The organism is Nonomuraea antimicrobica (assembly GCF_039536965.1).
In the GTDB taxonomy this organism is placed as follows: domain Bacteria; phylum Actinomycetota; class Actinomycetes; order Streptosporangiales; family Streptosporangiaceae; genus Nonomuraea; species Nonomuraea antimicrobica.
Genome location: NZ_BAAAZP010000203.1, coordinates 39286 through 62609 on the forward strand (window position 1 = coordinate 39286; position 23324 = coordinate 62609).

Below are 23324 nucleotides of genomic sequence, written 5' to 3' on the forward strand. Positions count from 1 at the left end.
GACATGGCTGCACGATCGCCTGAGGTCCTGATACTCACGCAGGACTTCGATCCCACCGTAGACCCGGTCGTCCGGAGCCTGAAGTCAAAAGGGGCAAGGGTCGTCCGGGTCGACACCAGCTACTTTCCACAGAAGCTCAGTTTCACCACCTCCGACTTCGAGGGCGGGCGGCAGGTGCTCAGGCACCGCGACTCCGAACTCGACCTCAGCGCGATATCCGGCGTCTGGTACCGCCGGCCCACCGCGTTCGAGTTCGGTGACGAGATGGGGGAGCCTGAGCGGCAGTTCGCCCGCTACGAGGCGCTGCACGGCGTCGGCGGGATCCTCCGCGCGACCGACTGCCTGTGGATCAACCGTCCCGATATCGACGCGGTCGCCGATCTCAAGCCGTACCAACTCGCGATGGCGAAGAAGTTCGGAATGCGGGTTCCCCGGACACTGCTGACCAACGACCCGGACGAGGTCGCCAGGGTGCTGGAAGGCGAGCAAGGGAAACTGGTCTACAAATCCTTGAGCGGAGGTGTGATCCACTATCCCGGCGCTTTTCCGTCCGGACTGCTCACCACCGTGGTCGGTGATGAGATCCGAGAGCATCTGGGCCGGGTGCGCCACACGATGTGCCAGTTCCAGGAGTACGTCGAAAAGGCGTACGAGGTGCGGCTCACCGTCATCGGGAACACCTATTTCCCGGTGACGATCGACTCGCAGCGCCATGAGGCGACCCAGGTCGACTGGCGGGCCGAGCAGGATCAAATGCACTACGCCGACTATCGGCCGCTTCCCGAGCAGATCGTCAAGCAGACACAGGCATTGTTGGACGAACTCGGGGTCGTCTACGGCGCACTGGATTTCATCGTTACACCGGATGGCGAGTACGTCTTCCTGGAGGCCAATCCCACCGGCCAGTTCATGTGGATGCAGAACGACCTGGGACTACCGATGAGCGACTGCATATCCGACCTCCTGATGGAGGGAGGGCCTTTCCAGCGCGGCGAGGTGAAACAGGTCGGCTACTGAATGAGCGATCCCTCGCTCTCGCCGGCCACCGCGGCCGAGTTCACGGAGCCGCCGCAGATCGAAATGCGGCGGCTCCCTGGGCTCCTGGGCGGCGCGCTCAAGCTCACCTTTGCCGCGGCCCGCCGTGAGTTCCTCCTGATCACAGCACTGCAGGCGGTTGGCGGACTCGGTCTGCTGTTGCCCATCCTCGGTGGCCGTGACCTGCTGGACAGGCTCCTGGTGGCGGAAGCCGGATCGTCACTGGCCGGGATGCTGCTACAGGGCGCGCTGATCCTCGGCCTGCTCGGCGTCATCGGCCTCGCCACCGCCGTGGCGACCTCCCGCGACGACGTCCTCAGCGAGCAGTTGAACCGCTACGCCCTGGGACGCGTCCTGGACGTCGCCTGCACCATCGAACTGGAGCAGTTCGAGCGTCCCGAGTTTCACAACCGGCTGGAACGCGCCTCGATGAGCGCCCGGATCCGCCCGCACCAGCTCACCCAAGGGCTCAGCGCGCTGACCAGCGCGGTCATGAGCACCGTGGGGATCGCGCTCGCCCTGGCCGCCATCGAGCCCCTGCTGGTCCCGGCCACCCTCCTGGCGGGGGTGCCGCTGTGGTTCGCGAGCCTCAGGAGCGGAGGGGTGCTCTTCGATGCGCTGTTTCGGCTCACACCCGCTGAACGCGAACGCAGCTACCTGCTCGACGTCCTGACCACCCGCCGTGCCGCGAAGGAGGTCCGTGCCTTCGGCCTCGCCGGCTACCTGCGAGCCCGGTGGGAACGGCGCACCGACGAGCGCCTGGCCGAGATCAGGGTGACCGCGCGGCGGCGGCTGCGGATCACCATACTGGCCCGCCTCACCAGCGGCGTCGCGCTGGGATCGGTTCTGGGCCTGGTGCTGGCGATGGCTGTGACAGGTGGGATGACCGTCGCCGACGCCGGTGCCGCCGCCACGGCGGTCCTGTTGCTCGGCGTACGGCTGCGTACCGCTGCCGCAGGCACCGATCAGCTCTTCGAGGCGGCTCCGTTCCTACAGGATCTGCAGGGATTCGTAGCGTTGGCTCCCGGATCATCACCGCCCCCGCAGCCGCCGAAGCTTCCCCAACTCGGGAAGGTCCCGCAGGCCCCGAAGTCACCGCCGTCCCCGCAGGCGCGTCCGGAGCCGGTCGGCTTCCGGCGGCTCAGGGTCGAGAACCTGACTTTCCGCTACCCATCGGGCGAGCACCCGGTGCTGCGGAATGTCAGCATGGAGATCGGCGCCGGCCAGGTCGTCGCCCTGGTCGGTGAGAACGGCTCGGGGAAGACCACCTTGGCAAAACTGCTGTCGCACCTCTATCGGCCGCAGGCCGGGCGGATCCTGTACGACGACGTCGATGTGACCGCAGCCGATCCAGATCGGCTGCGCCATTCGATCGCGGTACTGTTCCAGGACTTCCAGCGCTACCTGTTCTCGGCCGCCGACAACGTCGGGATGGGCCGCTGGGAGAGGGCCGACGATCGTGCCGCCGTGATGCAGGCGGCCAGGGCGGCCGGTGCCCATGACCTCCTCGCCGCGCTGTCCCAGGGATATGAGTCGCTGCTGGGACCCGAGTTCGTCGGCGGCATCGACCTTTCCGGCGGGCAATGGCAGCGTGTCGCCATGGCGCGCGCCTTCTTCCGTGAGGCCCCGTTCATCATCCTGGACGAGCCCACCGCCACCCTCGACGCTCGGGCCGAACACCTGCTCTTCGAGCAACTGCGCACCCTGTTGGCCGGGCGCACGGTGCTGCTCATCTCTCACCGCTTCGCCACCGTACGGATGGCCGACCACATTTACGTACTCGATGGCGGCCAGGTGGCCGAGCACGGCACGCACGACCAGTTGATGTCCGCGGGAGGGCGCTACGCCGAGCTTTTCACCCTCCAGGCCGCAGGCTACCTCGAACCTCAGCCTCGGGACTCGGGGTGATGTCGGGTGTGCCGCTGGGACGTACGGTCTTCGGCTCTGGCCCGCTTTCGGTGGTGACGGAACGTGGTTAGCCGAGCAGGATGCGGTGGCGGCATTCAGCCGCTCGGTGTGGTGGCCGGTGAGTTTGCTCGGTTCGGTGAGGAGAAGGCCGGCCGGACGCTTGGGTGAGATCGCGGGCCGGTCGCATTCGACGCGGCCTTCGTTGATGTATCGGTTGAGCAGGTTCTGACTGCTGGTGTAGCCGAGTTTCTTGATCTCGGCGAGGAGTTGCCGGATCGGGACGGCGGGATCTTCGGCCCGGTGTTGGCGCAGTTGGTCGTGGAACGGGTTCGACGAGCGTGGGCCGGTGCTTTGGCGCGCGCACCAGCCGTTCGGGTTCGCTGATGCGGGCGTAGCGTTTGACGGTGTTGAGCGCCAGGCCCGGGCGGCGGGCGCATTCCAGCAGCCCGGCACCCTGGTTGGGCAGGGCATGGACCTGCTGCCGGCGCTCGCGCGTGGTGGCGGCCCGTACCCCTTCTTTCGGCGGCGAGCCGGTCCTGCCCCAGCAGACCGAGTGCGCGGCGACCTCCTGCACCACGGCTTCGGCCAGGTTGTGCCAGATATGCAGGCGATCGTGTTTGATGATCGCCCGGAGTATCGCCTGCGGCGGTTGCGATCCGTACAACGGTCGGTGACCGGCTGCCAGATCGCTTGCCGACCCCGGGCAACCATGGTTCAGCCGGTGTGAGAACGTGGCGGGTTGATCAGAGTGAGGAGGGTTTCCAGGTCCGTCAGTTGCTGGGGGGCCAGTGAGCCGAAGATCTGGCGGAGTACGTGCTCTCCCGCCCGTTCGGCCGCCGCGAGGGCGGTGCGTCCCGTGGTCGTCAGGGACACCGTCTTGCGGCGGCGGTCCTCGGCGTTGCCGGTGCGGTCGATCAGGCCGAGGCGCTCCAGGCTCTCGACCGCCTGGGTCACGGAGCGCGGGGCCTGTCCGAGGATGTCCGCCAGGCGGGCCTGGTGGACCGTGCCGTGGGCGGCCAGAGCCTGCAGGACCTTGGTTCGCGACAAGGAGATGCCCGTCGCCGAGATCATGTGCCGGTCCACTTCCTCCCGGATGTTGTGGGCGGTTGTGAGGAGGGCCAGTCCCACCTGCTCAGGGCTGCTGCCGGTGGTGATCGTGTGGTGCTCGCTCATGGTGTCGGGTATCCTCCCACACCAAGATAGTGAGGTACCTCATGAAAAGGAAGTGCGATGGATCGCCCCGTAGCCGTGATCACCGGAGCCACATCCGGGCTGGGCCGGATCACCGCCCTTGAACTGGCCGCCCGCGGCCACCGCATCGGCGTCGTGGCCCGCTCCCGCCCCAAGGCCGACGCCCTCGTGAGCGACCTCAGGACGGTGGCGGCCGATGTCCCCGTCGATGTCTTCTACGCCGACCTGGGTCTCATCGCGCAGGCGCACCGGGTCGGACGCGAGATCGCGGCGCACTACCCGCGAGTGGACGTCCTGGTCAACAACGCCGGCCTGCACGCCTTCTCACAGCGCACGACGGCCGAGGGCTTCGCGGAGATGACCGCGGTCAACTATCTCGGCCCTTTCGTCCTGACCCGCACCCTGGTAGACCGGCTCTCCGCCTCCGCGCCCGCCCGGATCGTCAACGTCGCCTCCGAGGCATCCCGGCACGCTGGGACCATCTCCCCACGTACCGACCTGCGCCGCGTCGACCCCCACAGCCGGCGCGAGTCGATGGCCCTGTACGGGCGGACCAAACTGATGACCATCATGTGGACGCAGGAACTTGCCCGGCGCCTCGACGCCACGAAGGTCACAGTCAACTGCTGCGACCCCGGCTTCAACACCACCAGTCTGGGCCGTGACCTGCCCGGCTCCCGGGTCCTGGAACGCGTGTTGCGCCTACTGCACATCGGCGACCCCCGCAAAGGCGCCGGCATCATCGTGCGACTGGCAACCGACCCCGCGTTCGCCGAGACCAGTGGAGGCTACCTCTCCGTACGCGACGCCCAGCCGCTCCAGTGTCCCGAGCCCGGCCGTGACCCGCGTGTGCAGCGGGAGCTGTGGGACGAGACCGTGACGCTGGTAGCCGATCGGGAAGACCGGTGACACGACAAGGGCGGGCGTGGGGCAGGGCTTTGAGGCGCCCTGACACAGTGGCCGGGCTGAGGCTCAGGCGGCGGGCCAGGGTACTGGTGGTCATCGGGTCGGCGAGTTCGGCGAGGATCGCGGCGCGACTGCGCCCGAGCAGGGCCTGCGGCGTGCCGGGCAGTATCGCCGCCGTCCGGGACCTGGCCACCGGCTCCGCCCTGGACGAGAACGGCGGGCTGCTATGAGCGGGCGGGAGACCTCACGGCGGACTTCACAGCGCGACGCGATGGGCTTCACACAGGCCGAGCTCGACGTCGCCGACGTGACGATCTGGCTGCGCCGCAACCACGGGAGCGAGGTCAGCTACGCCGACATCGCCGCCGGCGTCAAGTTCCCGAACGGTCACCGGCTGCGGCGGGCCGTCCGCGTCGTCCGCGTCGTCCGCGTGATCGCGGCCAACCGGGGCGACCGCCTGGAAAGGTTCCAGCCCTCAGCCGACCCCGCCCGGAACGACCCTGACCATCACGACCCCGCGGGGTCCCGGTAGTAATGGCGCAGGATCCAACGGATATGCCTCTCGCCTGTGCTTATGCAGAGGTCTCAGGCTGGTGGGCCGGACCTGAGCCCTGCTTATCAATGCAGGCCAGAGGCATATCTGTTGGGTTTTCTGCCGAAGCTGCGGTGGCACCTCCACAGCCGCCGTCCGCACGTTCGCACGGACATGGGCGAACGAACTCAAGGGCCGGGGCATGGTCGCCGCCGTGGCCTTCCTCGCCTCCGCCGACAACAGATACATCATCGGCACCAACCTGTACGTCGACGGCGGCGAAACCCAGATCTGAGACCGCCGCGCAGCGGTGTGACAGCCAAGCTGCCACACCGCTGAACAGGCCGACTGCGCGATTGAATCATGTCCTCGGGTGCCGCCCACGCCCAAGGGGTTTGATGCCACGGCACGCCGTGTGGGGTCAGGCGGTCAGGAACTTGAGGATTCGCTGGTTCACCTCGTCAGGCTGCTCCAGGAACGGGAAGTGGCCCACCCCTTCCAGCAATGCGCCGTCCGAGCCCGAAGGCAGCGCGTTGACGATGTCGGCGAGCGTCTGTGCATCGACGACCGGGTCCTCGCTGCCGTGCAGGTAGAGCGTGGGCTGCGTGGGCAGGTCGGCCAGCACCTTGCCCATTTCCCACTGATCGGTGCCGAAAGTCGCCGGGTGGAAGTTGTCCCGGTAGAGCCCCAGCCCTGAACGCAGGTTCGCCGGCGCTCGCAGGGCATCCTTACCGGCCTGCCTGTCCTGGCTGGAGTCGAACCCCGGGACGGAGCCGCTCCAGTGCTGCCAGAGCCAGTCGAGGTAGGCGAAGTCGTCCACGGGAACAATGTGGTCCGCCACGCCCATCTGGAAGAAGTAGAAGTGGCTGTTCTTGTGGATCTGTACGGGATCCGTGGCCTTGCGGTCATAGAAACGAACCGGTGGGACGTCGGCCACCACGACCTTCGACCAGCGGTCGGGCGCGTGGGCCGCCGCGCCCCAGGTGGCGAAGCCGCCCCAGTCGTGTCCGATGACGATCGCGTTTGCGTCGCCGCCCAGGGCTTCGTGCAGTTCGTTGGCGTCGGCGATCAGATCGGCGATGCGCATGCTGCCGTCCGCGGGGACCTGCGTCGGGGCGAAGCCTCGCAGTGCCGGGGCCACCGTCCGGTATCCCGCTTCGGCCAGGACCGGCATCAGGTGCCGGTACATGCTCGGGGCCTCCGGGAAACCGTGCAGCAACAGCGCCAGCGGTCCTTCGCCCAGCTCCAGGTAGGCGAAGTCGATGCCGTTGGCGGTGATGCGCTTGTGTTGCATGGCGGGTGCTCTCCATTCGAATCTCTGTAACGAACGTTCCAACCAGAACGTAGCACGACTGTAGCGAACGTTCCAACCAGTACTCTTGTGACATGAACGACGTAACCCGCACCCTCGGCACCCGTGAACGGCTGGTCCAAACGACGTCGCGGCTGATGCAGCGCCAGGGCTACGAAGCGACCGGGATCAAGCAGATCTCCCGCGAAGCCGGCGTCGCGCTCAGCTCCGTCTACCACTTTTTCCCCAGCGGCAAGCAGGAGCTGGCCGTTGCCGCGGTCCGCCACGCCGACCGGGAATTCGCCGACATCCTGCGGGAGGCATTGGCCGGCGAGAGCGACCCCGGCGCGGCGATGATCGCCTGCACCCGGCTACTCGCCACCTACCTGCGCGACTCCGACTGGCTCGACGGATGCCCGATCACGGCCACCGCCCTGGAGACATCTGGCCGGGTCCCCGACATCCAGCAGGCCGCCCGCGAAGCCTTCGAGCACTGGCGGAGCTTGGTCGCCGACAAGCTCCGCCGCGCCGGCATCGCCGAACAGGACGTTCTCGACCTCGCGCGTACGGCGATCAACACTCTCGAAGGCGCGGAACTCGACGCACAGGTGTCCCACAGCGAAGAGCCACTGCAGATCGCCGGACGGCACCTCGCCCGATTGATCAACTCCTACCGCAGGTGATCCCCACTCAGGACCACCTTCAGGTTGATGGGATCACCGTAGCTTCGGCAGAAAACCCAACAGATATGCCTCTGGCCTGCATCGATAGGCAGGGCTCAGGTCTGGCCCACCAGCCTGAGACCTCTGCACAAGCACAGGTGAGAGGCATATCTGTTGGATCCTGCGCCATTACTGCCGGGACCCCGTGCTGATCGTCAACCATCAGCATCGCCTGCACCCTTCCCAGCGATCAATACATGTCTACAGTCCGGCGCAAGTTCGTCGACGCCGCCGGCGTCGGTCTTCCCAACGGCCACCCGCTACATGCGCTCCGGCCACGGCGACGAGTTCAGTGCCCGCGCCGCGATGTCGGCCGCGCGAGCGGCGATGACGTCGGTGAAGGACATGCACCGCGCCACCACCTTCGAGGCCGGCAACGCTGGTGGTGATTCGCGTAGGGCCTGCCGAGTCCGCCGCGGCAAGGGTCGGCCGCGACGGCCGGGCGCGTCATCGTGACTGCTGAGGCTCAGCCAATCGACCTCGCGTAGCCGGGAGTGAACTCGACCGGCAGCGCCGACAGGCCGCGCATCTGGATGGACGTGCGCCAGACGAGCGCCTCGGGGGCCACGGTCAGCATCATGTCCGGGAGCCGGTCCAGCAGCACCTCGACGGCCGTGTACGCGATGACCTCGGCCAGTTCGGGCGCCGGATGCGGGCATCCGTGCTCGCCGTGGCCGAAGGACATGTGCGCATGGTTGCCGGCAGGGCCGTCGTGGGAGTCGGGTCGTACCTGCGGGTCGGCGTTGGCCGCGGCCAGTCCGAGGATGAGCGCGTCCCCGGCCCTGATGCGCTGGCCGCCCAGGTGGGTGTCTTGTACGGCCCAGCGGCCCAGGCTGTTCTGGCTGGGCGAGTCCTCCCATAGGACCTCGTTCAGCGCCTGGCCCGCACTGCGACGGCCGCCCGACAGGGTGACGGCGAACCGCTCGTCGGTCAGCATCAGCCGCAGCGTGTTCCCGATCCAGTTCGCGGTGGTGTCCTGGCCCGCGGTCATGGTCAGGATGAGGTCCTGGATGATCTCGTCGTCGCCGAGCCTGGCGGGGTGCGCCAGGAGACGCGAGGCCAGGTCGGGGCCGGGCATCTCGCGCTTGGTTTCGAGCAACCGCTGCATCGTGACCTGGACCCGCTGGTACGCCTCCATGGCGCCCTCACCGCCGTTCAGCGTCGCGCTCACGTCACCCACCAGGCGCAGCGTCTCGGGTTCTGACAGGCCGAACGTCCCGGCGACCACGAGCAGCGGCATCGGGTGCGCGTACTGGGACATCAGGTCGGCCCGGCCGTGCCCGGTGAACGCGTCGATCAGTTTGTCGGCGATCCGCTCGCACTGCGATCTCAGCTCGAACTGGTCGATGGCCGCGAGCGCCTCGCTGACGGCCCCGGCTCGCCGCTGGTGCTCGGCGCCTTCGGTGAACAGCATCGACGGCTGGTAGGCGATGTACGCCATCAGCGGCCAGTCGGGCGGGATGCGGTCCCAGGCATTCCACCGGCGCGAATCGCGGGCGAAGAGCTGAGGGCTGCTCAGGACGTAGCGGAGCTCGCGGTACCCGATCACCAGCCAGGCCGGGATGTCGCCTTCGAGCAGAACCGGGACGACCGGACCATGCCGCTGCCGCATCTCCCGGTAGAGCTGGGCCGGGTTCTGCTGGTACTGCGGGCCGTACAGAGGCATGGCGCCTGGATGACCGTGAAAGCCGGTGGGCGCGGGCGTGCCGGGGAACCACGAGGTCGGGTCGGGTGTGTGGAAGGCGTTCGTCATCGGGATACCCCACGGGCGGAGGACATGGTGTAGAGGTGGTTGACGAGAGCGAGCAGCACGGCCTTGCTGGAATCACGCCGGCGGGCATCGCAGTCGATCAGTGGAACCTCGTCGGACAGGGACAGCGCGTCACGCACCTGTTCGAGGGGGTGCGTGGGCTCACCGAAGTTGTTCCGGGCGACGATGAACGGCATGCCGTGGTGTTCGAGGCGGTCGATGGCGTACCACGAGTCGGCCAGGCGGCGGACGTCCACCAGAACGACCGCGCCGAGGGTACCCGAGAACAGCCGATCCCACAGGAACCAGAACCGCTCCTGGCCAGGAGCCCCGAACAGGTAGAGCACCATCTGCTCGTTCAGGGTGATCCGGCCGAAGTCGAAGGCCACCGTGGTCGTGGTCTTGGCCTCCACCCCACTCGCGTCGTCGACCCCGATACCCGCCCGTGTCATGGTCTCTTCGGTGCTCAACGGACGGATCTCGCTGACCGAGCGGACCATGGTGGTCTTGCCCACGCCGAAGCCGCCGACGATCACGATCTTGAGCCCGGTGGTCGCCGTGCTCATGAGCGGCGTACGGTCGGGTCGATCAGAGCTTCTGAAGTCCAACTAACACCTGCTCCAAGATTGCGAGGTCGGGCAGTTGCGCCCTGGCGGGAGCCGCGGGCGGGTGACGCGCGGTGATGCGGCCGGTATCGAGCAGGTCGCACAGCAGGATCCGGACGACCCCGATGGGCAGCCCCAGTTCGGCCGAGATCTCCACGACCGCCGTCGGCCGGCGGCACATCCGCAGGATCCTGGCGTGCTCGGACTGCATGCCCGGCGCCGGATCGCACTCGCTGACGATGAGGCTCACCATGTCTATGGCGCTCTCGTCCACACGGCTGCGGCCGCCGGTGACGGTGTACAGGCGGTCCGGGTCCTCGCCGTGGACACGCCGCCAGATCATAGCGCCCGGCTCTGCTGAGGCTGACGCGGCGGCGCGGTCAGATAATCCCCAATCTGCTCCACCAACTCGTTCATGTTGTGGCCGATGACGCCGGGGTCGGCGTCATCGGCCGCCACCACGGCGAGATGGGCTCCTTCGCCCGCCTCCACGATGAACAGCAGCCCGCCGTGGAACTCCGTCATCGACTGCCGCAGCCCGCCGCTGCCGTCGCCGAACTCGATGGACGCGCCATGGGACAGGCTCTGAATGCCCGAGGCGATGGCGGCCAACTGGTCGGCGCGGTCGACGGACAGCGCGCGCGTGTGGGAGAGCTTGAGGCCGTCCTTCGACAGCACCAGGGCGTACCGGGTCTGCGGCGTCCTTTCCAGGAGGTTCTCCAGCAGCCAGGCGAGGTCGCGGTCTGAGGTTCTCATCGGATACGCGGGACGGTCACCCCATCGGGAGGACGGCCCCTCCCTCCAATCGGTAAGTTTGTCATATTTGATCCGGCTGTGGCATCGGGACGGCGGTCATTGGGTGTCCCGTTCCTCGTGGGGAGGGGTGCCGCTGCCGATGCCGGTCCCCCGGCTGGCCTGACGGAAAGCGCTGAACTTGGCGGGGTCGGAGCGGGGGCGGGTGGTCTTGTCCGCCGGTGCGGCCGGCTGAGCCGTCGGGGAGGCCGCCGCGAGCGTCTGGCCGCGCCGCCGTTTGGGCAGCCCATACGGCTCACCGTCCGGAACAGCCGGGGCGGGCACGGATATCGGGCCGGTGGGCGCGGATGGGCCGGTGGGCTGGGCCGGCGCGGTGGACGACCGACGGCCGGGGACGGCCTCGCCGCGCGGCTCGTACGCCGGGGAGTTCCGTGCGACCTGGGCGATCAGTTGCTGCGGGATCATGACAACCACTCCTGTGCCGCCGCGTGAGGAGGGTCTGAAGGAGACCACCAGACCGTGCTTGCGGGCGAGGCAGCCCACGACCGCCAGACCCAGCCGGGTGCCTGACAGTGTCGTCAGGTCCAGGGGCTCGGACGAGACGGCCTGCCGGGCCCGGCGCAGCGCGGCGGCGCTCATGACGAGACCGCAGTCCTCGATGGTGACCACGATGCCCGTGCTCACCTCTTCCACGTACACGTGCACCTCCTCGGAGGGAGGCGAGAAGCTGGTGGCGTTGTCCATCAACTCGGCGAGGGCGTGCATGACGCCCTCCGCGGCGTACCCGGCGATCGCGACGGTGCTGGACGAGTGCACCTGGACCCGCTGGTAGGCGTTGATGCGGCCGACCGCGCCGCGCATGACGCTCTCCATCACGATCGGCTTGGTCCAGCGCCGGCCGGACCGGGCGCCGGTGAGCACCGCGATGCTGTCGGCCAGCCGGCCCGCCTGCGCGGTGCTGTGGTCGAGCTTCAGCAGGTCGCCGAGCACCTTCTCGTCGTGGCGCTCCTCCATCTCGCGGAGATCGGCCAGCATGCTGGTGGCCAGCGCCTGGACCCGGCTCGCGGCGTTCGCGCAGGCCGACATCGCCGCCGCGCGCATGCGGTCTCCTTTGCCGATCTCCTGCGCCAGCGTCCAAAGGATGCGCTGGTGGGCCAGGTCGGCTGGGCGGTTGATCTCGGCGAGCGCGGTGTCCGCGGACGCTCCGGCGCGCAATCGATGGACCAGGGCGGGCAGGGTCTGATCGGCAAGCCGGACGATGTCCGCGTCCATCGCCGCGAGGCGGTCGCGGAGCTCGTCGGCCTGCTGCCTGTTGTACATCGTGATCGTGACCGCGGCGCACAGCAGGACGGCGGCGATCCCGAGGCTCCAGGCGAGAAGCGCGCGCCCCTCAGGCGGCGCCACGGCCACTACCAGCAGGGCAACGCCTCCGAAGACGGCTGCGGTGACCGACGGTACGAGCAGGGCTTGCCCCGTCGGCAGGCGCCGTGCCTGACGGCGAACAGGTATCTGTACTGACATCGAGCAGTTCCTCGTCGGCGGTTGGTGACGGGAGGGCAAGCCGCCCCGGCTTCGGCGGGGATCGGATCGTTCAGCGAAGACTCCGATCAAATCGTAGGGGAATCTTCGCTCTTTGTGGGCACGTAGTCACCAATAGCTGCAGATTGCCACAGAAGTGAACTGACGCATCAGCCGGTACGGCGCCGTCGGACCGTGGAGTTGCCGACCGCACCCAGCGTGTCCAGGTCGAGAAGGGCGTTCGAGGCGCGCTCGAGCATGCCGAGGCTGATCGAGTCGGGCTGGAACTTCGGCTGGATCGAGCTGCGCCCGATGGACAGCAGCCAGCCGAAGTACGCCCAGAGCATCTGCTGGCGGTAGGCGAGCCACGCGGCCTCGAAGTCGGGCGCCACGCCTCCGGCCGCCGCGAGACGGTCCAGGTAGAAGGCGAGCAGGTCGCGTTCCCACTCGCGGCGGTCGGCCACAGCCAACCCGGTCGCGATGGTGTACGACACGTCGTAGGCCCAGTTGCCGCGCATGACGACCTGCCAGTCGCCGAAGCCCAGCCGGCCCGACTCCGTCTTGTAGACGTTGCCGATGTGCGAGTCGCCGTGCAGCAGGGTCAGCGGGCCCCGTCCGGCCAGCTCCAACGACCGCCACAGTGCCTGGTAGAGGTCCTCGTGGAGGGGCACGATGGCCTCCGGCATCACCGCCCTGGCCCGCTGGACGCCGACCACGCTGCGCTTCTTCAGCCCGGCGAACTTGGCCAGGTTGCCGATGAACGTCCCCGGCATCTTCCGCAGGAACGCGTGGCGGTCCAGTGCGGCGCTGTTCCAGTACCTGCCGTGCCAGGTCGCCATGCCGCCGAGCAGGTCTTCCATCTCCGAACGGGAGATCGGCGTCTGGGGCGTACAGAACGTCACGTTCTTGGTCGCGACGATGTCCTCCATCAACGCGATCGAGCGCCCCGACGCCGCGTCGACCGCACCGTGGTAGCCGTGGGGCGCCTCGATGTCGAGCCCGGGCCGGATGTGGGTGTAGAAACCCGGCTCGCCGGTGAGCACGTCGGCCATGCCCAGCAGGAGGCGCTGGGTCCAACTCCGGCTCGTCTTCGCGAAGAGCGCCGTGGGCAGGCCGGCGTCGCGGCCCACACTGTTGTAGGCGACGGTCGCCCGCCAGCGGCTCGACGTGCCGCTGCTCACGTCTTCCACGACATACGACTCGACGGCCGCGCCGGGGTGCCCGCCACACAAGGCGGCGGTCAGCCATTCCCTGGTGACCTCCCTTGTCCGCACAGGCACATCAGCCAAGCGCATCGCTCGTTTCCGGGTGATCTGTTCCCGGAGGGCGTGGCCGCTGTACCGGATGACGCCCTTGGCCACCACCACCCCTGGGCTGCTGTTACTCACGCCGCTGTCCAACGATTGATCTCCTTGAGCCCGAGGCGCAGGTCCTGACAATGGATCTTGCTCACTGCGGAGTATGCCGGATTAGTTCGCCTTCAGCTACCTAGTGGCCCCTAGCTAGGTCGTCCGGGTCCGGCATGGCGGCTCGTGGCGCCCAAGGGCGCCCTGGGCATCTTTGAGGAACTGGACGAGCCCGAAGACGCGGACACGGCGTGGGAGTGTCTCGAACGGTGGGAGTCGCCGATCGGGAAGATCATCGCCGCGCCGGAGGACCTGATCTTCGACGTGCAGAGAGGCGGAAGTCCTCCAAGAACCGAGAAACCCTAGCTCACGGTGCCGAGCTAGGGTTTCTGTGCGGTGCGCCGCCAGGGACTCGAACCCCGGACCCGCTGATTAAGAGTCAGCTGCTCTAACCAACTGAGCTAGCGGCGCTGGCACAAAGGAATATACCGGCGATCAGGATCCTGGTCGAATCGGAATCAGGCGGACATCAACCGCTAGAATAAAGTTCGGCAGGCCGCTGGCCGGGCGCCGACCTCACCAGGCACCGGCCCCAGAACGCAAGGCACCAGGCACCGGCAGACAGGATCAGCGATGTTCGACTCGCCCGCCGACGTGACGGAACGGCTCGCCGCCGTGGACTACCTCTCCGACGACGCCATCTCCACCTCGGTGTTCCTGGCCGCCGCGCTGGGCAAGCCGCTGCTGGTCGAAGGGTCGGCCGGGGTGGGCAAGACCCAGCTCGCCAAGGCCGTGGCCCAGGCGACCGGGGCCGACCTCGTCCGCCTCCAGTGCTACGAGGGCCTCGACGAGGCCAGGGCCCTGTACGAGTGGAACTACAAGAAGCAGCTCCTGCGGATCCAGGCCACCAGCGCCGACGACGACATCTTCGGCGAGGAGTTCCTGCTGGAGCGGCCCCTGCTCAAGGCCATCAGGGCCGAGAGACCGACCGTGCTGCTCATCGACGAGACCGACAAGGCCGACGTCGAGGTCGAAGGGCTGCTGCTGGAGCTGCTGTCCGATTTCCAGGTGACCATCCCCGAGCTGGGCACGATCGTCGCCAAGCGCAGGCCGTACGTGGTGCTGACCTCGAACGCGACCCGCGAGCTGTCGGAGGCGCTCAAGCGGCGCTGCCTCTACCTGCACCTCGAATACCCCACCCCCGAGCGCGAACGGGACATCGTGCTGGCCCAGGTGCCGGGCTTCCGGGCCGACCTGGCCGAGCAGCTCGTCAGGACCGTGGCGACACTGCGGGCGCTGGAGCTGAGGAAGGCCCCCTCCGTGGCCGAGACCGTGGACTGGGCCAACACCCTGCTGGCACTCGGACGGGAGGACCTGGACGAGGCGACCGTCGCCGGCACGCTGGGCGTGGTGCTCAAGCACGCCTCCGACCACACCCGGGCGGTCAAGGAGCTGGGGCTGCCCGATGCCTGAGACGGCCCCGGGCGGGTCGCTGGTCGACCGGCACGTCGGTTTCGTGCACGCGCTGCGCGCGGCCGGGCTGCCGGTGTCGGTCGCCGAGGGGCTGGACGCGGCCAACGCGCTGCGGGTGATCGAGCTGGCCGACCGCGAGTCGCTGCGCGCCGCCTACGCGGCCACGCTGGTCAAGAAGCCGGCCTACCGGCCGGGGTTCGACGTGCTGTTCGACCTGTGGTTCCCGGCCGCCATGAGCGGCATCCGGCCCGCGTCACCCCGTACGGACCTGGCGACGGCCGAGGTGAAGGAGCTGCGCGAGCACCTCGCGGGGCTGCTGATCGGCTCGACCGACCAGGAGCTGCGCGAGTTCGTCCAGGCCATGGTGGCGCGGTTCGGCAGGCAGGAGGCCGGGCCCGGCCGCCAGAACTGGTTCTCCTACAGCGTGCTGCGCGCCCTCTCGCCCGAGACGCTGATGGCCGGCATCCTGCGCGAGGTGCTGGGGGGCGGTGAGCGCGGCGGGCTGGCGGAGCAGAACGTACGCCGCCGCGTCGACGCCAACCTGCGGCGCTTCGAGGACGCCGTGGCCACCGACGTACGCCGCCGCATCGCCGAGGACTCCGGGATCGAACGCATCGCCCGCTCGGCCGTCCGCCCCCCGCTCGACCAGGTCGACTTCCTGCGCGCCACCAAGGCCGACCTGGCCAGGCTGCGCAGGGAGGTCCACCCGCTGGCCCGGCGGCTGGCCGCGCGCCTGACCATCAGGCACAGGAAGGGCAGGCGGGGCCGCCTCGACTTCCGCCGGACCATGCGGGCCTCACTGCAGAGCGGCGGGGTGCCGCTGGACACCCACTTCAGGCCGCCGCGCCCGCACCGGCCGGAGCTGGTCGTGCTCTGCGACACCAGCGACTCTGTCTCGTCGTTCGCCCACTTCACGCTGCTGCTCACGTACGCGCTGCGCGAGCAGTTCACGAAGGTGCGGGCGTTCGGCTTCGTGGACACCGTGGACGAGATCACCCGGTTCTTCCTGCCGGGCTCCGACGTGGTCGAGGCCATGACCAGGCTGGCGAACGAGGCCGACCTGGTCCGGTTCGGGCGGACGAACTACGGGCACTCCCTGGAGCGCTTCGCCGAGCGGTACGGCGACGCGATCGGCCAGAAGACGTCCCTGCTGATCCTGGGCGACGCCCGCTCCAACTACCAGCCGCCCGCGCTGGACGTGCTCGCGTCGCTGGCCTCCAGGGCCCGCCACGCGTACTGGCTCAACCCCGAGCCGAAACCCCAGTGGGACACGGGCGACTCGGTGGCCGGTGACTACGGCGCCGTCGTCCCCATGTACGAGTGCCGCAACGTCGCCCAGCTCACCGCGTTCATCGAGACGCTGGCCTGAGCCCCTGGGCTCAGACGCGTTGCAGCTCGCGGGCCGCGGTGCGGGTCAGCAGCTCGATCTGGGCGTCGTTGAGCACGTCGCCGTCGGCCGACCTGATCAGCTTGGCCGCCAGCTTCGGCCGGAGCAGCGTGAGGCCCTCGGCCATCACCACGCCGCCCTTGGGCATCAGGCCGCAGTGCACCGCCATCACGGGCGTGATGGTCACCGGGACGCCGGTCTCGCGCGTCAGCAGCTCGGCGAACGCCTCGGCCCGCTCGACCAGGGCCTTGGCGACCTTGCTGCCGTACTTCTCGCCGAAGAAGAGCCGCCCCGCGTAGCAGGCGATCTCGGTGTCGGGGCTCCAGGACTCGTTGTCGACGATCCACACGCCGCCGGGCCCGATCACGAGGTGGTCGATCGACGCCTGGCCGCGGATCGCCCGTCCGTCGAGGACGCGGTAGCCGGAGCGGCCGAGCGATCGGCGCAGGGCGCGCCCCGTGATCGTCTCGCCGCGTCGCGCCCCTCGCCACACCGCCGTCTTGTGGAAGGAGTACCAGTAGACGAACCAGTCGCCGCCGGCCACGGCCCCGGCCAGCAGCAGGCCGGTCAGCGCGGAGGCGCCTTCGAGCCCGAACCTCAGCCCCAGCGCGACACCGATGACGAATCCCACAGCGGCCTTGGCGTACCGGTACTTGCGCCGGTTGGCGGCGTCCTCACGCCAGAACTTCTCATACCACCACTGCGGGGAAGAGCCTGTGTACTTCTCGTTGGGCTGCACGTAGATAGAGCCACCGGGCACGGCAAACTCCCCGAATGAGTAGTTGTGCAGGATCTGCCACGCCGAAGATCCCTCGCCGGTCAAGGGATACCCAATCCGCGACCAAGGCGAGCCTAAGGTGACGTAATTAGTACCCGCAAGACCAACAACCGACCAGTCGGTATGCTGAGGCGGTGACCAAGGGGGGCCATGTGAAAGAGGAACCGGTCAGACAGCGCCTGCTCGCCGCGGCGACCCGGCTGTTCGCCGCACGCGGGTTCGAGAGCACCTCGGTGCAGGAGATCGTGGTGGCGGCGGGGGTGACCAAGGGCGCCATGTACCACTACTTCGACTCCAAGGACGACCTGCTGCACGAGATCTACGCCCGGGTGCTGCGCATGCAGACGGACCGGCTGACGCAGATCGCCGACGGGCCGGGCACGGTGCGGGAGCGCCTGCACAGGGCGGCGGCCGACGTCGTGGAGACCACCGCCGCCAACCTCGACGACTCGAAGATCTTCTTCAGGTCCAACCACCTGCTCGCGCCCGAGACGCAGAAGACCGTGCGCGCCGAGCGCCGCCGCTACCACGAACGCTTCCGCGCGCTCGTGGCCGAAGGCCAGCGCACCGGCCTCTTCAGCGACCGCGTCCCCGCAGAGCTGGTCGTCGACTACTTCTTCGGCTCGGTGCACCACCTGGGCACGTGGTTCCACACCGACGGCCCGCTGACCGGCGCCCAGGTGGGCAGGCACTTCGCCGACCTGCTGCTCGCCTCACTCGGGGCCGGGCACCCCGACGAGTGAGGCCAGCGCCGCGCGGTGGTCGCCAGGCGTGCCCAGCGCGATCTCCGTGGCCTTGGCGCGCTTGAGATAGAGATGGACGGGGTGCTCCCACGTCATCCCGATGCCGCCGTGGAGCTGGAGGGCCTCCTCGGCCGCGTGCACGGCCACGACCGCGTTCCACGCCTGCGCCACGGCCGCGGAGACCGGTAGTGCCGCGTCGGCGGCCCCGGCTGCGTTCCCTGCGGCGTCTCCGGCTGCGTCTCCGGCTGCGGCTCTGGCGGCGGCCCTGGCTCTGACCACGTCGAGCCACAGGTCGGCCAGCCGGTGCTTGATCGCCTGGAAGGAGCCGACCGGCCGGGCGAACTGGTGACGCTCCTTGACATAGGCAAGCGTCGTCTCCAGGCACCACTCCGCCACGCCGAGCTGCTCGGAGGCCAGCAGCCCGGCCCCGAAGCGCAGCACCGCGGCGAGGTCGCACGTGCCCACGCGCCTGGCCTCGGCACGGTCGAACGTGACGGTGGCCACCGGCCTGGTCAGGTCCAGCGAAGGCCCGGCCGCCACCGAAGAGCCCTCGGCCGCGTACAGGTCGCCGTCCACCGGCACCAGCAGCACGTCCGCCACGTCGGCCCCGGCCACGCCGGTGACCGTCCCGGACAGCCGCCCGTCACCGTCCACGCTCACGGACGAGCCCCGATCGGGCCGGTACGGCGACGCGGCGAACGACACGGCGAGCGCGGCGGTGGTACGCCCCTCCGCCAGCTCCGCGAGCAGCGCGTCACGGGTCGGCAGCAGCGCCCGCGTGGCCAGCACCGCGCTGGTGAGGAACGGCACCGGCGCCACGGCCCGGCCCAGCTCCTCCAGCACCACGGCCGCCTCCCTGGCCGACGCCCCGGCCCCGCCCAGCTCCTCGGGCACCAGCAGCCCGGCCACCCCGATCTCGCCGGCCAGCGTCTTCCACAGGCCCAGGTCGTACGGCTCGGACTCGACGCGCCCGAGCACGGCCGAGTGCGGGCAGCGGTCGGCCAGCAGCCCGCGTACGGAGGCCCTCAACTCCTCCTCGACCTCGGAGTAGAGCAGCGTCATCGCGGCAGGTCCTTCCAGGGCACGTCCTTGTCGACACGGGGTTCGGAGGGCAGGCCGAGCACCCGCTCGGAGATGATGTTGCGCAGGATCTCGGAGGTGCCGCCCTCGATGGAGTTGCCCTTGGCCCGCAGATAGCGGTAGCCGGGGCCGCGGCCGTAGAAGTCGACGTCCTCCGAACGGCGGAACGTCCAGTCGTCGTAGCCCAGGTCGCGCCGGAACTCCAGGTCGAGCCCGGTCAGCGCCTGGTTGAGCCGGGCGAACGAAAGTTTCATGCCCGACCCCTCCGGCCCCGGCTGCCCGGCGGCGAGCTGTTCGCGCAGCCGCGCCCCGGACAGGCGGGTGACCTCGGCCTCCACCCACAGCGCCAGCAACCGCTGGTGCAGCTCGTGGGTACGCAGCTCGGGCCGCTCGCGCCAGGCGTCCAGCACGGCGGCCATCGCCCCGCCGCCCCGCCGGGTGGGGGCGCCGCCGATGGCCACCCGTTCGTTCATCAGCGTGGTCTGCGCGACCCGCCAGCCGTCGCCGACCTCACCCAGCCGCAGGTCGTCGGAGAGCCGCACCCCGGTCAGGAACACCTCGTTGAACTCGGCCTCCCCGGTGATCTGCCGCAACGGCCGGACCTCGACGCCGGGGGCGTGCATGTCGCAGACGAAGTACGTCAGGCCGCGGTGCTTGGGCACGCCGGGATCGGTACGCGCGACGAGGATGGCCCACCGGGCGTGGTGGGCGCCGGACGTCCAGACCTTCTGGCCGTCCACCACCCACTCGCCGCCGTCCCTGACCGCCCTGGTGGCCAGCGTGGCCAGGTCGGACCCGGCGCCCGGCTCGCTGAAGAGCTGGCACCAGATCTCCTCCCCGGTCCACAGCGGACGCAGGAAGCGGCGCCGCTGCTCCTCGCTCCCGAACGCCAGGATCGTCGGCGCCGCCATGCCCAGGCCGATGCCCTGGAGCCCGCTGTTGAGCTGCGGCGTGCCGGCCAGCTCCCCCTCCACGACCTGCTGCAGCTCCCGGGAGGCGCCCAGCCCGCCGAGCCCTTCCGGGAACCACACCCAGGCCAGCCCGGCGTCGAACCTGGCCCGCAGGAACTCCAGCCGGTCGCCGCCCGGGTCGTGCTCGCCGAGGAACGCCGCCACCCGCTCCCTGATCTCCGCCTCGTTCACATCCACCTCTTCAGCTCGCGATAGGCCAGCGACCGCTTGTGCACCTCGTCGGGGCCGTCGGCCAGGCGCAGCGAGCGGGCCCCCGCCCAGAGCCCGGCCAGCGGGAAGTCCTGGGAGACGCCGCCCGCCCCGTGCACCTGGACGGCCTTGTCGAGGATCCACTCCACGGTGATGGGGGTGGAGATCTTGATGGCCTGGATCTCGGTGTGGGCGCCCTGGTTGCCCACCGTGTCCATCAGCCAGGCCGTCTTGAGCACGAGCAGGCGGGCCTGCTCGATCCTGATGCGCGACTCGGCGATCCAGTCCTGGACCACGCCCTGCTGGGCGATCGGCTTGCCGAACGTGGTCCTGGCCAGCGCCCGCCGGCACATCAACTCGACCGCGCGCTCGGCCATGCCGATCAGGCGCATGCAGTGGTGGATGCGGCCGGGCCCCAGCCTGGCCTGGGCGATGGCGAAGCCGCCGCCCTCCTCGCCGATGAGGTTGGCGGCCGGGACGCGTACGTCCTCGAACACGATCTCGGCGTGCCCGCCGTGGTCGGCGTCGGTGTAGCCGAAGACGTGCATGCCGCGTTCGATCTGCACGCCGGGCGTGTCGCGGGGCACCAGGATCATGCTCTGCTGCCGGTGCTTGGGCGCGTCGGGGTTCGTCTTGCCCATGACGATGAAGATCTTGCAGTTGGGGTTCATCGCGCCGGAGATGAACCACTTGCGGCCGTTGATGACGTACTCGTCGCCGTCGCGGGTGATGGACGTGGCGATGTTCGTGGCGTCGGAGGAGGCCACGTCGGGCTCGGTCATCGCGAACGCCGAGCGGATCTCGCCGTCGAGCAGCGGGCGCAGCCACTCCTCGCGCTGCCACGCGCTGCCGAACATCGACAGCACCTCCATGTTGCCCGTGTCGGGCGCGGCGCAGTTGGTGGCCGTGGGGGCGAGGACGGGGCTGCGGCCCATGATCTCCGCCAGGGGCGCGTACTGGAGGTTCGTCAGGCCGGCGCCGTGCTCGCCGGGCAGGAACAGGTTCCACAGGCCGCGCTTCCTGGCCTCGTCCTTCAGGTCCTCAAGCAGCGGCGGCGGGGCCCAGCCGCTGGTCCGCGCCTGCTCCTCGTAGGCGGGCTCGGCGGGATGGACGCACTCGTCCATGAAGCGGAGCAGTCGCTCGCGCAGGTCCTCGGTGACGGTGTCGAAGGCGAAGTCCATGCCGCGAGCCTACCGACCGGCCGGTATGAGTGTCGACAGGTGGTTCCCGGCAAAAGCCGCCAGGTGGCCATGAACGTGACGGGACGGGACTCGTAAGGTTGCCGCCATGACCGCGAAGCTACCCGCGCCGGTGGTGCTCGAGAACGACGTCGTCCGGCTCGAACCCCTCACCATGGGACACATCCCCGACCTGTTCGCCGCCGGAGGCGGGGACGACGACGTCTGGCGCTGGCTGCCGATCGACACCCCGCGCTCGGAGGAGGAGCTGGGCAAGGCCGCCCTGGGGCTGATCGAGGACGACAGGCACGTCCCGCTCGCCGTCGTACGCAAGGGGGACGGGCGGGCCGTGGGCTGGACCACGTACGGCGACGTGCCAGGCTTCGACGCCAGCGTGGAGATCGGCTGGACCTGGTACGGCCGCGAGGTCTGGCGCACGGCCGTGAACACGAGCTGCAAGCTGCTGCTCATCGACCACGCGTTCACGCTCGGCCACAACCGCGTGCTGCTCAAGACCGACCACCTCAACCTCAGGTCGCAGGAGGCCATCAGGCGCATCGGCGGCGTGCACGAGGGCACCCTGCGCCGCCACCGCAAGAGGCCGGACGGCACCTGGCGCGACACCGTCTGTTTCGGCATCCTCGAAGAGGAGTGGCCGCAGCACCGCGACCGCTTGAGGGCCCGCCTGCACCTCTCGTAGCACCGCGTCAGGGCCCGCTCGGACCTTTCACGGAAGGGCGGCTCTGATCCCGCATGAGTGATCGGTTTGGGGGCTACTGGCTCGGTGCCCGGCTCGACGGCGGCGGGCACGTCGCCGTGCACGAGGCGTACGACGAGTCGGGCGCCCGCCACGCCCTCGGCCTGCCCCGCCCGCCGGACGACGAGGCCAGGGCCGGGCTCGCCGCCTCGGCCGCGGCCGCCCGGCAGGTGCGCTCGCTGTCGGTCGCCGAGCTGACCGAGGCGCGGCTCGACGGCGAGCACCCCTACCTGGTCAGCGAGTACGTCGCGGGCCCCACCCTGCGCCAGGTCGTCGACCGTCACGGCCCCTACGCAGGCGACGACCTCTACCGGCTGGCCACGGCCACCGCCACCGCGCTGGCCGCCGTGCACGAGGCGGGCGCGTGCCACGGGGCCCTCACCCCCGCCAAGGTCGTCCTGGGCGCGGACGGTCCCCGGCTGGTCGGGCTGGGCCTGGCGGCCGACGGCGGCGGTCCGCCCGCCGACGTGCTGGCCTGGGGACGGCTGCTGGTCTACGCCGCCTACGGCCCCGGCGAACGATTACGCGGCGGCGAACGCCTCGACCGCCCCCTTCGCGGGCTCGTGGCCGCCGCCCTCGACCGCGACCCGGAACGCCGCCCCGGCGCCCGCCAGCTCCTGATGTCCCTCCTCGACGCGCCCCAGTCCCAGCAGGGCCGCCTGCTGCCGCCCGAGCCCATCGACGACCCGCCGCTCGGAGCCCGCGCCGAGAGCGTCTATCTCAAGCTCAGCCCGGCCGAACAGGAGCTGGTGCCCGACGTGCTCCTGCGGATGGTGGGGCTCGACTCCGACGGCGCCGACACCGTCGTCACCGCCGCCAGGGACGAGCTGGTCGCCGGGCGCGACGCCGACGAGGTGGCGGCGATCGAAGGAGTGCTGGCGGCGTACGGGGCGGCGGGCCTGGTAGAGCGCGAGGCCGGGACGCCTGGGGAGGCGCGGACGGCGGCCCCGGAAACCTCCGCGACCGCGGAGACCGTGGCGATCGAGCACGCGGCGCTGCTGCGGGCCTGGCCGCGGCTGCGCGAATGGCTGGACGGCGAGCGGGCGGGCCTGGCCGTGCACCGCGAGCTGGCGGAGGCGGCGCGGCAGTGGGAGGCGGGCGGGCGGCGGGCGGGGCTGGCGATCCGGGGGGAACCGTTGGACCGGGCGATGGCCTGGGCGGCCGGTGGACGGCGGCGGATGACGTTGAGCGCGGGCGAGCAGACGTTCCTC

Annotated in this window: 23 protein-coding genes, 1 tRNA gene and 1 pseudogene; 11 read left to right on the forward strand and 14 right to left on the reverse strand. The window is 69.7% G+C overall.

The genetic code is table 11. The annotated features are described in order from the left end of the window. Positions 1-3 precede the first annotated feature (3 nt). On the forward strand, positions 4-1017 hold the full coding sequence (locus tag ABD844_RS44750) for an MvdC/MvdD family ATP grasp protein (RefSeq protein WP_344893201.1): 1014 nt from the start codon (positions 4-6) through the stop codon (positions 1015-1017). After that, positions 1018-2943: an ABC transporter ATP-binding protein gene (locus ABD844_RS44755; protein WP_344893204.1), complete on the forward strand. Its 1926-nt coding sequence runs from the start codon at positions 1018-1020 to the stop codon at positions 2941-2943. Between the two features lie 714 nt (positions 2944-3657). Here the strand turns inward: ABD844_RS44755 and ABD844_RS44760 are convergent. After that, on the reverse strand, positions 3658-4116 hold the full coding sequence (locus tag ABD844_RS44760) for a MarR family winged helix-turn-helix transcriptional regulator (RefSeq protein ID WP_344893207.1): 459 nt from the start codon (positions 4114-4116) through the stop codon (positions 3658-3660). 57 nt (positions 4117-4173) lie between these two features. Between ABD844_RS44760 and ABD844_RS44765 the strand changes: the two are divergent. Next, a pseudogene (locus ABD844_RS44765) lies at positions 4174-4752 on the forward strand (SDR family NAD(P)-dependent oxidoreductase); the annotation flags it as partial. Positions 4753-4873: 121 nt separating this feature from the next. Here the strand turns inward: ABD844_RS44765 and ABD844_RS44770 are convergent. After that, on the reverse strand, positions 4874-5137 hold the full coding sequence (locus ABD844_RS44770) for a hypothetical protein (protein WP_344893261.1): 264 nt from the start codon (positions 5135-5137) through the stop codon (positions 4874-4876). Here ABD844_RS44770 and ABD844_RS44775 point away from each other — a divergent pair. Together ABD844_RS44775 and ABD844_RS44780 are read left to right on the forward strand one after the other, a co-directional pair. Continuing rightward, entirely contained in the window at positions 5091-5270 is a 180-nt protein-coding gene (locus ABD844_RS44775; RefSeq protein WP_344893267.1) for a hypothetical protein, read from the forward strand. The genes ABD844_RS44770 and ABD844_RS44775 overlap by 47 nt on opposite strands. A 41-nt stretch (positions 5271-5311) precedes the next feature. Beyond that, complete coding sequence (locus tag ABD844_RS44780; protein ID WP_344893210.1) at positions 5312-5572, forward strand: hypothetical protein; 261 nt, start codon at positions 5312-5314, stop codon at positions 5570-5572. A gap of 421 nt (positions 5573-5993) precedes the next feature. Here the strand turns inward: ABD844_RS44780 and ABD844_RS44785 are convergent, their stop codons facing one another. Further along, entirely contained in the window at positions 5994-6866 is an 873-nt protein-coding gene (locus ABD844_RS44785; RefSeq protein WP_344893213.1) for an alpha/beta fold hydrolase, read from the reverse strand. Between the two features lie 92 nt (positions 6867-6958). Between ABD844_RS44785 and ABD844_RS44790 the strand changes: the two genes are divergently transcribed. Beyond that, positions 6959-7546, forward strand: coding sequence for a TetR/AcrR family transcriptional regulator (locus ABD844_RS44790; protein WP_344893216.1), 588 nt, complete (start codon positions 6959-6961; stop codon positions 7544-7546). A gap of 505 nt (positions 7547-8051) precedes the next feature. Here ABD844_RS44790 and ABD844_RS44795 read toward each other — a convergent pair. From ABD844_RS44795 to ABD844_RS44825, 7 genes are all read right to left on the reverse strand, one after another. After that, on the reverse strand, positions 8052-9338 hold the full coding sequence (locus tag ABD844_RS44795) for a cytochrome P450 (protein ID WP_344893219.1): 1287 nt from the start codon (positions 9336-9338) through the stop codon (positions 8052-8054). Continuing rightward, on the reverse strand, positions 9335-9901 hold the full coding sequence (locus ABD844_RS44800; RefSeq protein WP_344893222.1) for a GTP-binding protein: 567 nt from the start codon (positions 9899-9901) through the stop codon (positions 9335-9337). The genes ABD844_RS44795 and ABD844_RS44800 overlap by 4 nt, the downstream gene beginning before the upstream one ends. Positions 9902-9923: 22 nt before the next feature. Then, the gene (locus ABD844_RS44805) at positions 9924-10283 is read right to left on the reverse strand and encodes a DUF742 domain-containing protein (protein ID WP_344893225.1); all 360 of its coding nucleotides are present in this window, start codon (positions 10281-10283) and stop codon (positions 9924-9926) included. Continuing rightward, positions 10280-10696, reverse strand: coding sequence for a roadblock/LC7 domain-containing protein (locus tag ABD844_RS44810; RefSeq protein ID WP_344893228.1), 417 nt, complete (start codon positions 10694-10696; stop codon positions 10280-10282). The genes ABD844_RS44805 and ABD844_RS44810 overlap by 4 nt, the downstream gene beginning before the upstream one ends. 96 nt (positions 10697-10792) lie before the next feature. Continuing rightward, on the reverse strand, positions 10793-12214 hold the full coding sequence (locus ABD844_RS44815; RefSeq protein ID WP_344893231.1) for an ATP-binding protein: 1422 nt from the start codon (positions 12212-12214) through the stop codon (positions 10793-10795). 167 nt (positions 12215-12381) lie between these two features. Beyond that, positions 12382-13491: a phosphotransferase gene (locus ABD844_RS44820; RefSeq protein WP_344893264.1), complete on the reverse strand. Its 1110-nt coding sequence runs from the start codon at positions 13489-13491 to the stop codon at positions 12382-12384. A 463-nt stretch (positions 13492-13954) separates the two neighbouring features. Further along, a tRNA-Lys gene (locus ABD844_RS44825) sits at positions 13955-14028 on the reverse strand. Between the two features lie 162 nt (positions 14029-14190). Between ABD844_RS44825 and ABD844_RS44830 the strand changes: the two genes are divergently transcribed. Further along, entirely contained in the window at positions 14191-15030 is an 840-nt protein-coding gene (locus tag ABD844_RS44830; protein ID WP_344893234.1) for an AAA family ATPase, read from the forward strand. After that, positions 15023-16399, forward strand: a complete 1377-nt coding sequence (locus tag ABD844_RS44835; RefSeq protein WP_344893237.1) for a vWA domain-containing protein — start codon at positions 15023-15025, stop codon at positions 16397-16399. The genes ABD844_RS44830 and ABD844_RS44835 overlap by 8 nt, the downstream gene beginning before the upstream one ends. 10 nt (positions 16400-16409) lie before the next feature. On the opposite strand, the gene ABD844_RS44840 is transcribed toward ABD844_RS44835, so the two are convergent. Further along, positions 16410-17177: a nuclease-related domain-containing protein gene (locus ABD844_RS44840; RefSeq protein ID WP_344893240.1), complete on the reverse strand. Its 768-nt coding sequence runs from the start codon at positions 17175-17177 to the stop codon at positions 16410-16412. A 170-nt stretch (positions 17178-17347) separates the two neighbouring features. On the opposite strand from ABD844_RS44840, the gene ABD844_RS44845 reads away from it, so the two are divergent. After that, the gene (locus tag ABD844_RS44845; protein WP_344893243.1) at positions 17348-17938 is read left to right on the forward strand and encodes a TetR/AcrR family transcriptional regulator; all 591 of its coding nucleotides are present in this window, start codon (positions 17348-17350) and stop codon (positions 17936-17938) included. Here the strand turns inward: ABD844_RS44845 and ABD844_RS44850 are convergent. The 3 genes from ABD844_RS44850 to ABD844_RS44860 are packed head-to-tail and all read right to left on the reverse strand — an operon-like array spanning position 17909 to position 21359. Beyond that, the gene (locus tag ABD844_RS44850) at positions 17909-19000 is read right to left on the reverse strand and encodes an acyl-CoA dehydrogenase family protein (protein WP_344893246.1); all 1092 of its coding nucleotides are present in this window, start codon (positions 18998-19000) and stop codon (positions 17909-17911) included. The genes ABD844_RS44845 and ABD844_RS44850 overlap by 30 nt on opposite strands. Continuing rightward, positions 18997-20160, reverse strand: coding sequence for an acyl-CoA dehydrogenase family protein (locus tag ABD844_RS44855; protein WP_344893249.1), 1164 nt, complete (start codon positions 20158-20160; stop codon positions 18997-18999). Before ABD844_RS44855 ends, ABD844_RS44850 begins: the two co-directional genes overlap by 4 nt. After that, positions 20157-21359 carry an acyl-CoA dehydrogenase family protein gene (locus ABD844_RS44860; RefSeq protein ID WP_344893252.1) on the reverse strand — a complete coding sequence of 401 codons (1203 nt, stop codon included), beginning with the start codon at positions 21357-21359 and terminating at the stop codon, positions 20157-20159. The genes ABD844_RS44855 and ABD844_RS44860 overlap by 4 nt, the downstream gene beginning before the upstream one ends. Positions 21360-21465: 106 nt before the next feature. On the opposite strand from ABD844_RS44860, the gene ABD844_RS44865 reads away from it, so the two are divergent. Both ABD844_RS44865 and ABD844_RS44870 read left to right on the forward strand, forming a co-directional pair. Continuing rightward, positions 21466-22056 (forward strand): GNAT family N-acetyltransferase, encoded by a 591-nt coding sequence (locus ABD844_RS44865; RefSeq protein WP_344893255.1) that lies wholly within the window; start codon positions 21466-21468, stop codon positions 22054-22056. A gap of 53 nt (positions 22057-22109) precedes the next feature. After that, positions 22110-23324 (forward strand): nSTAND1 domain-containing NTPase (locus ABD844_RS44870; protein WP_486348552.1); only part of this gene is annotated, 1215 nt, incomplete at its 3' end.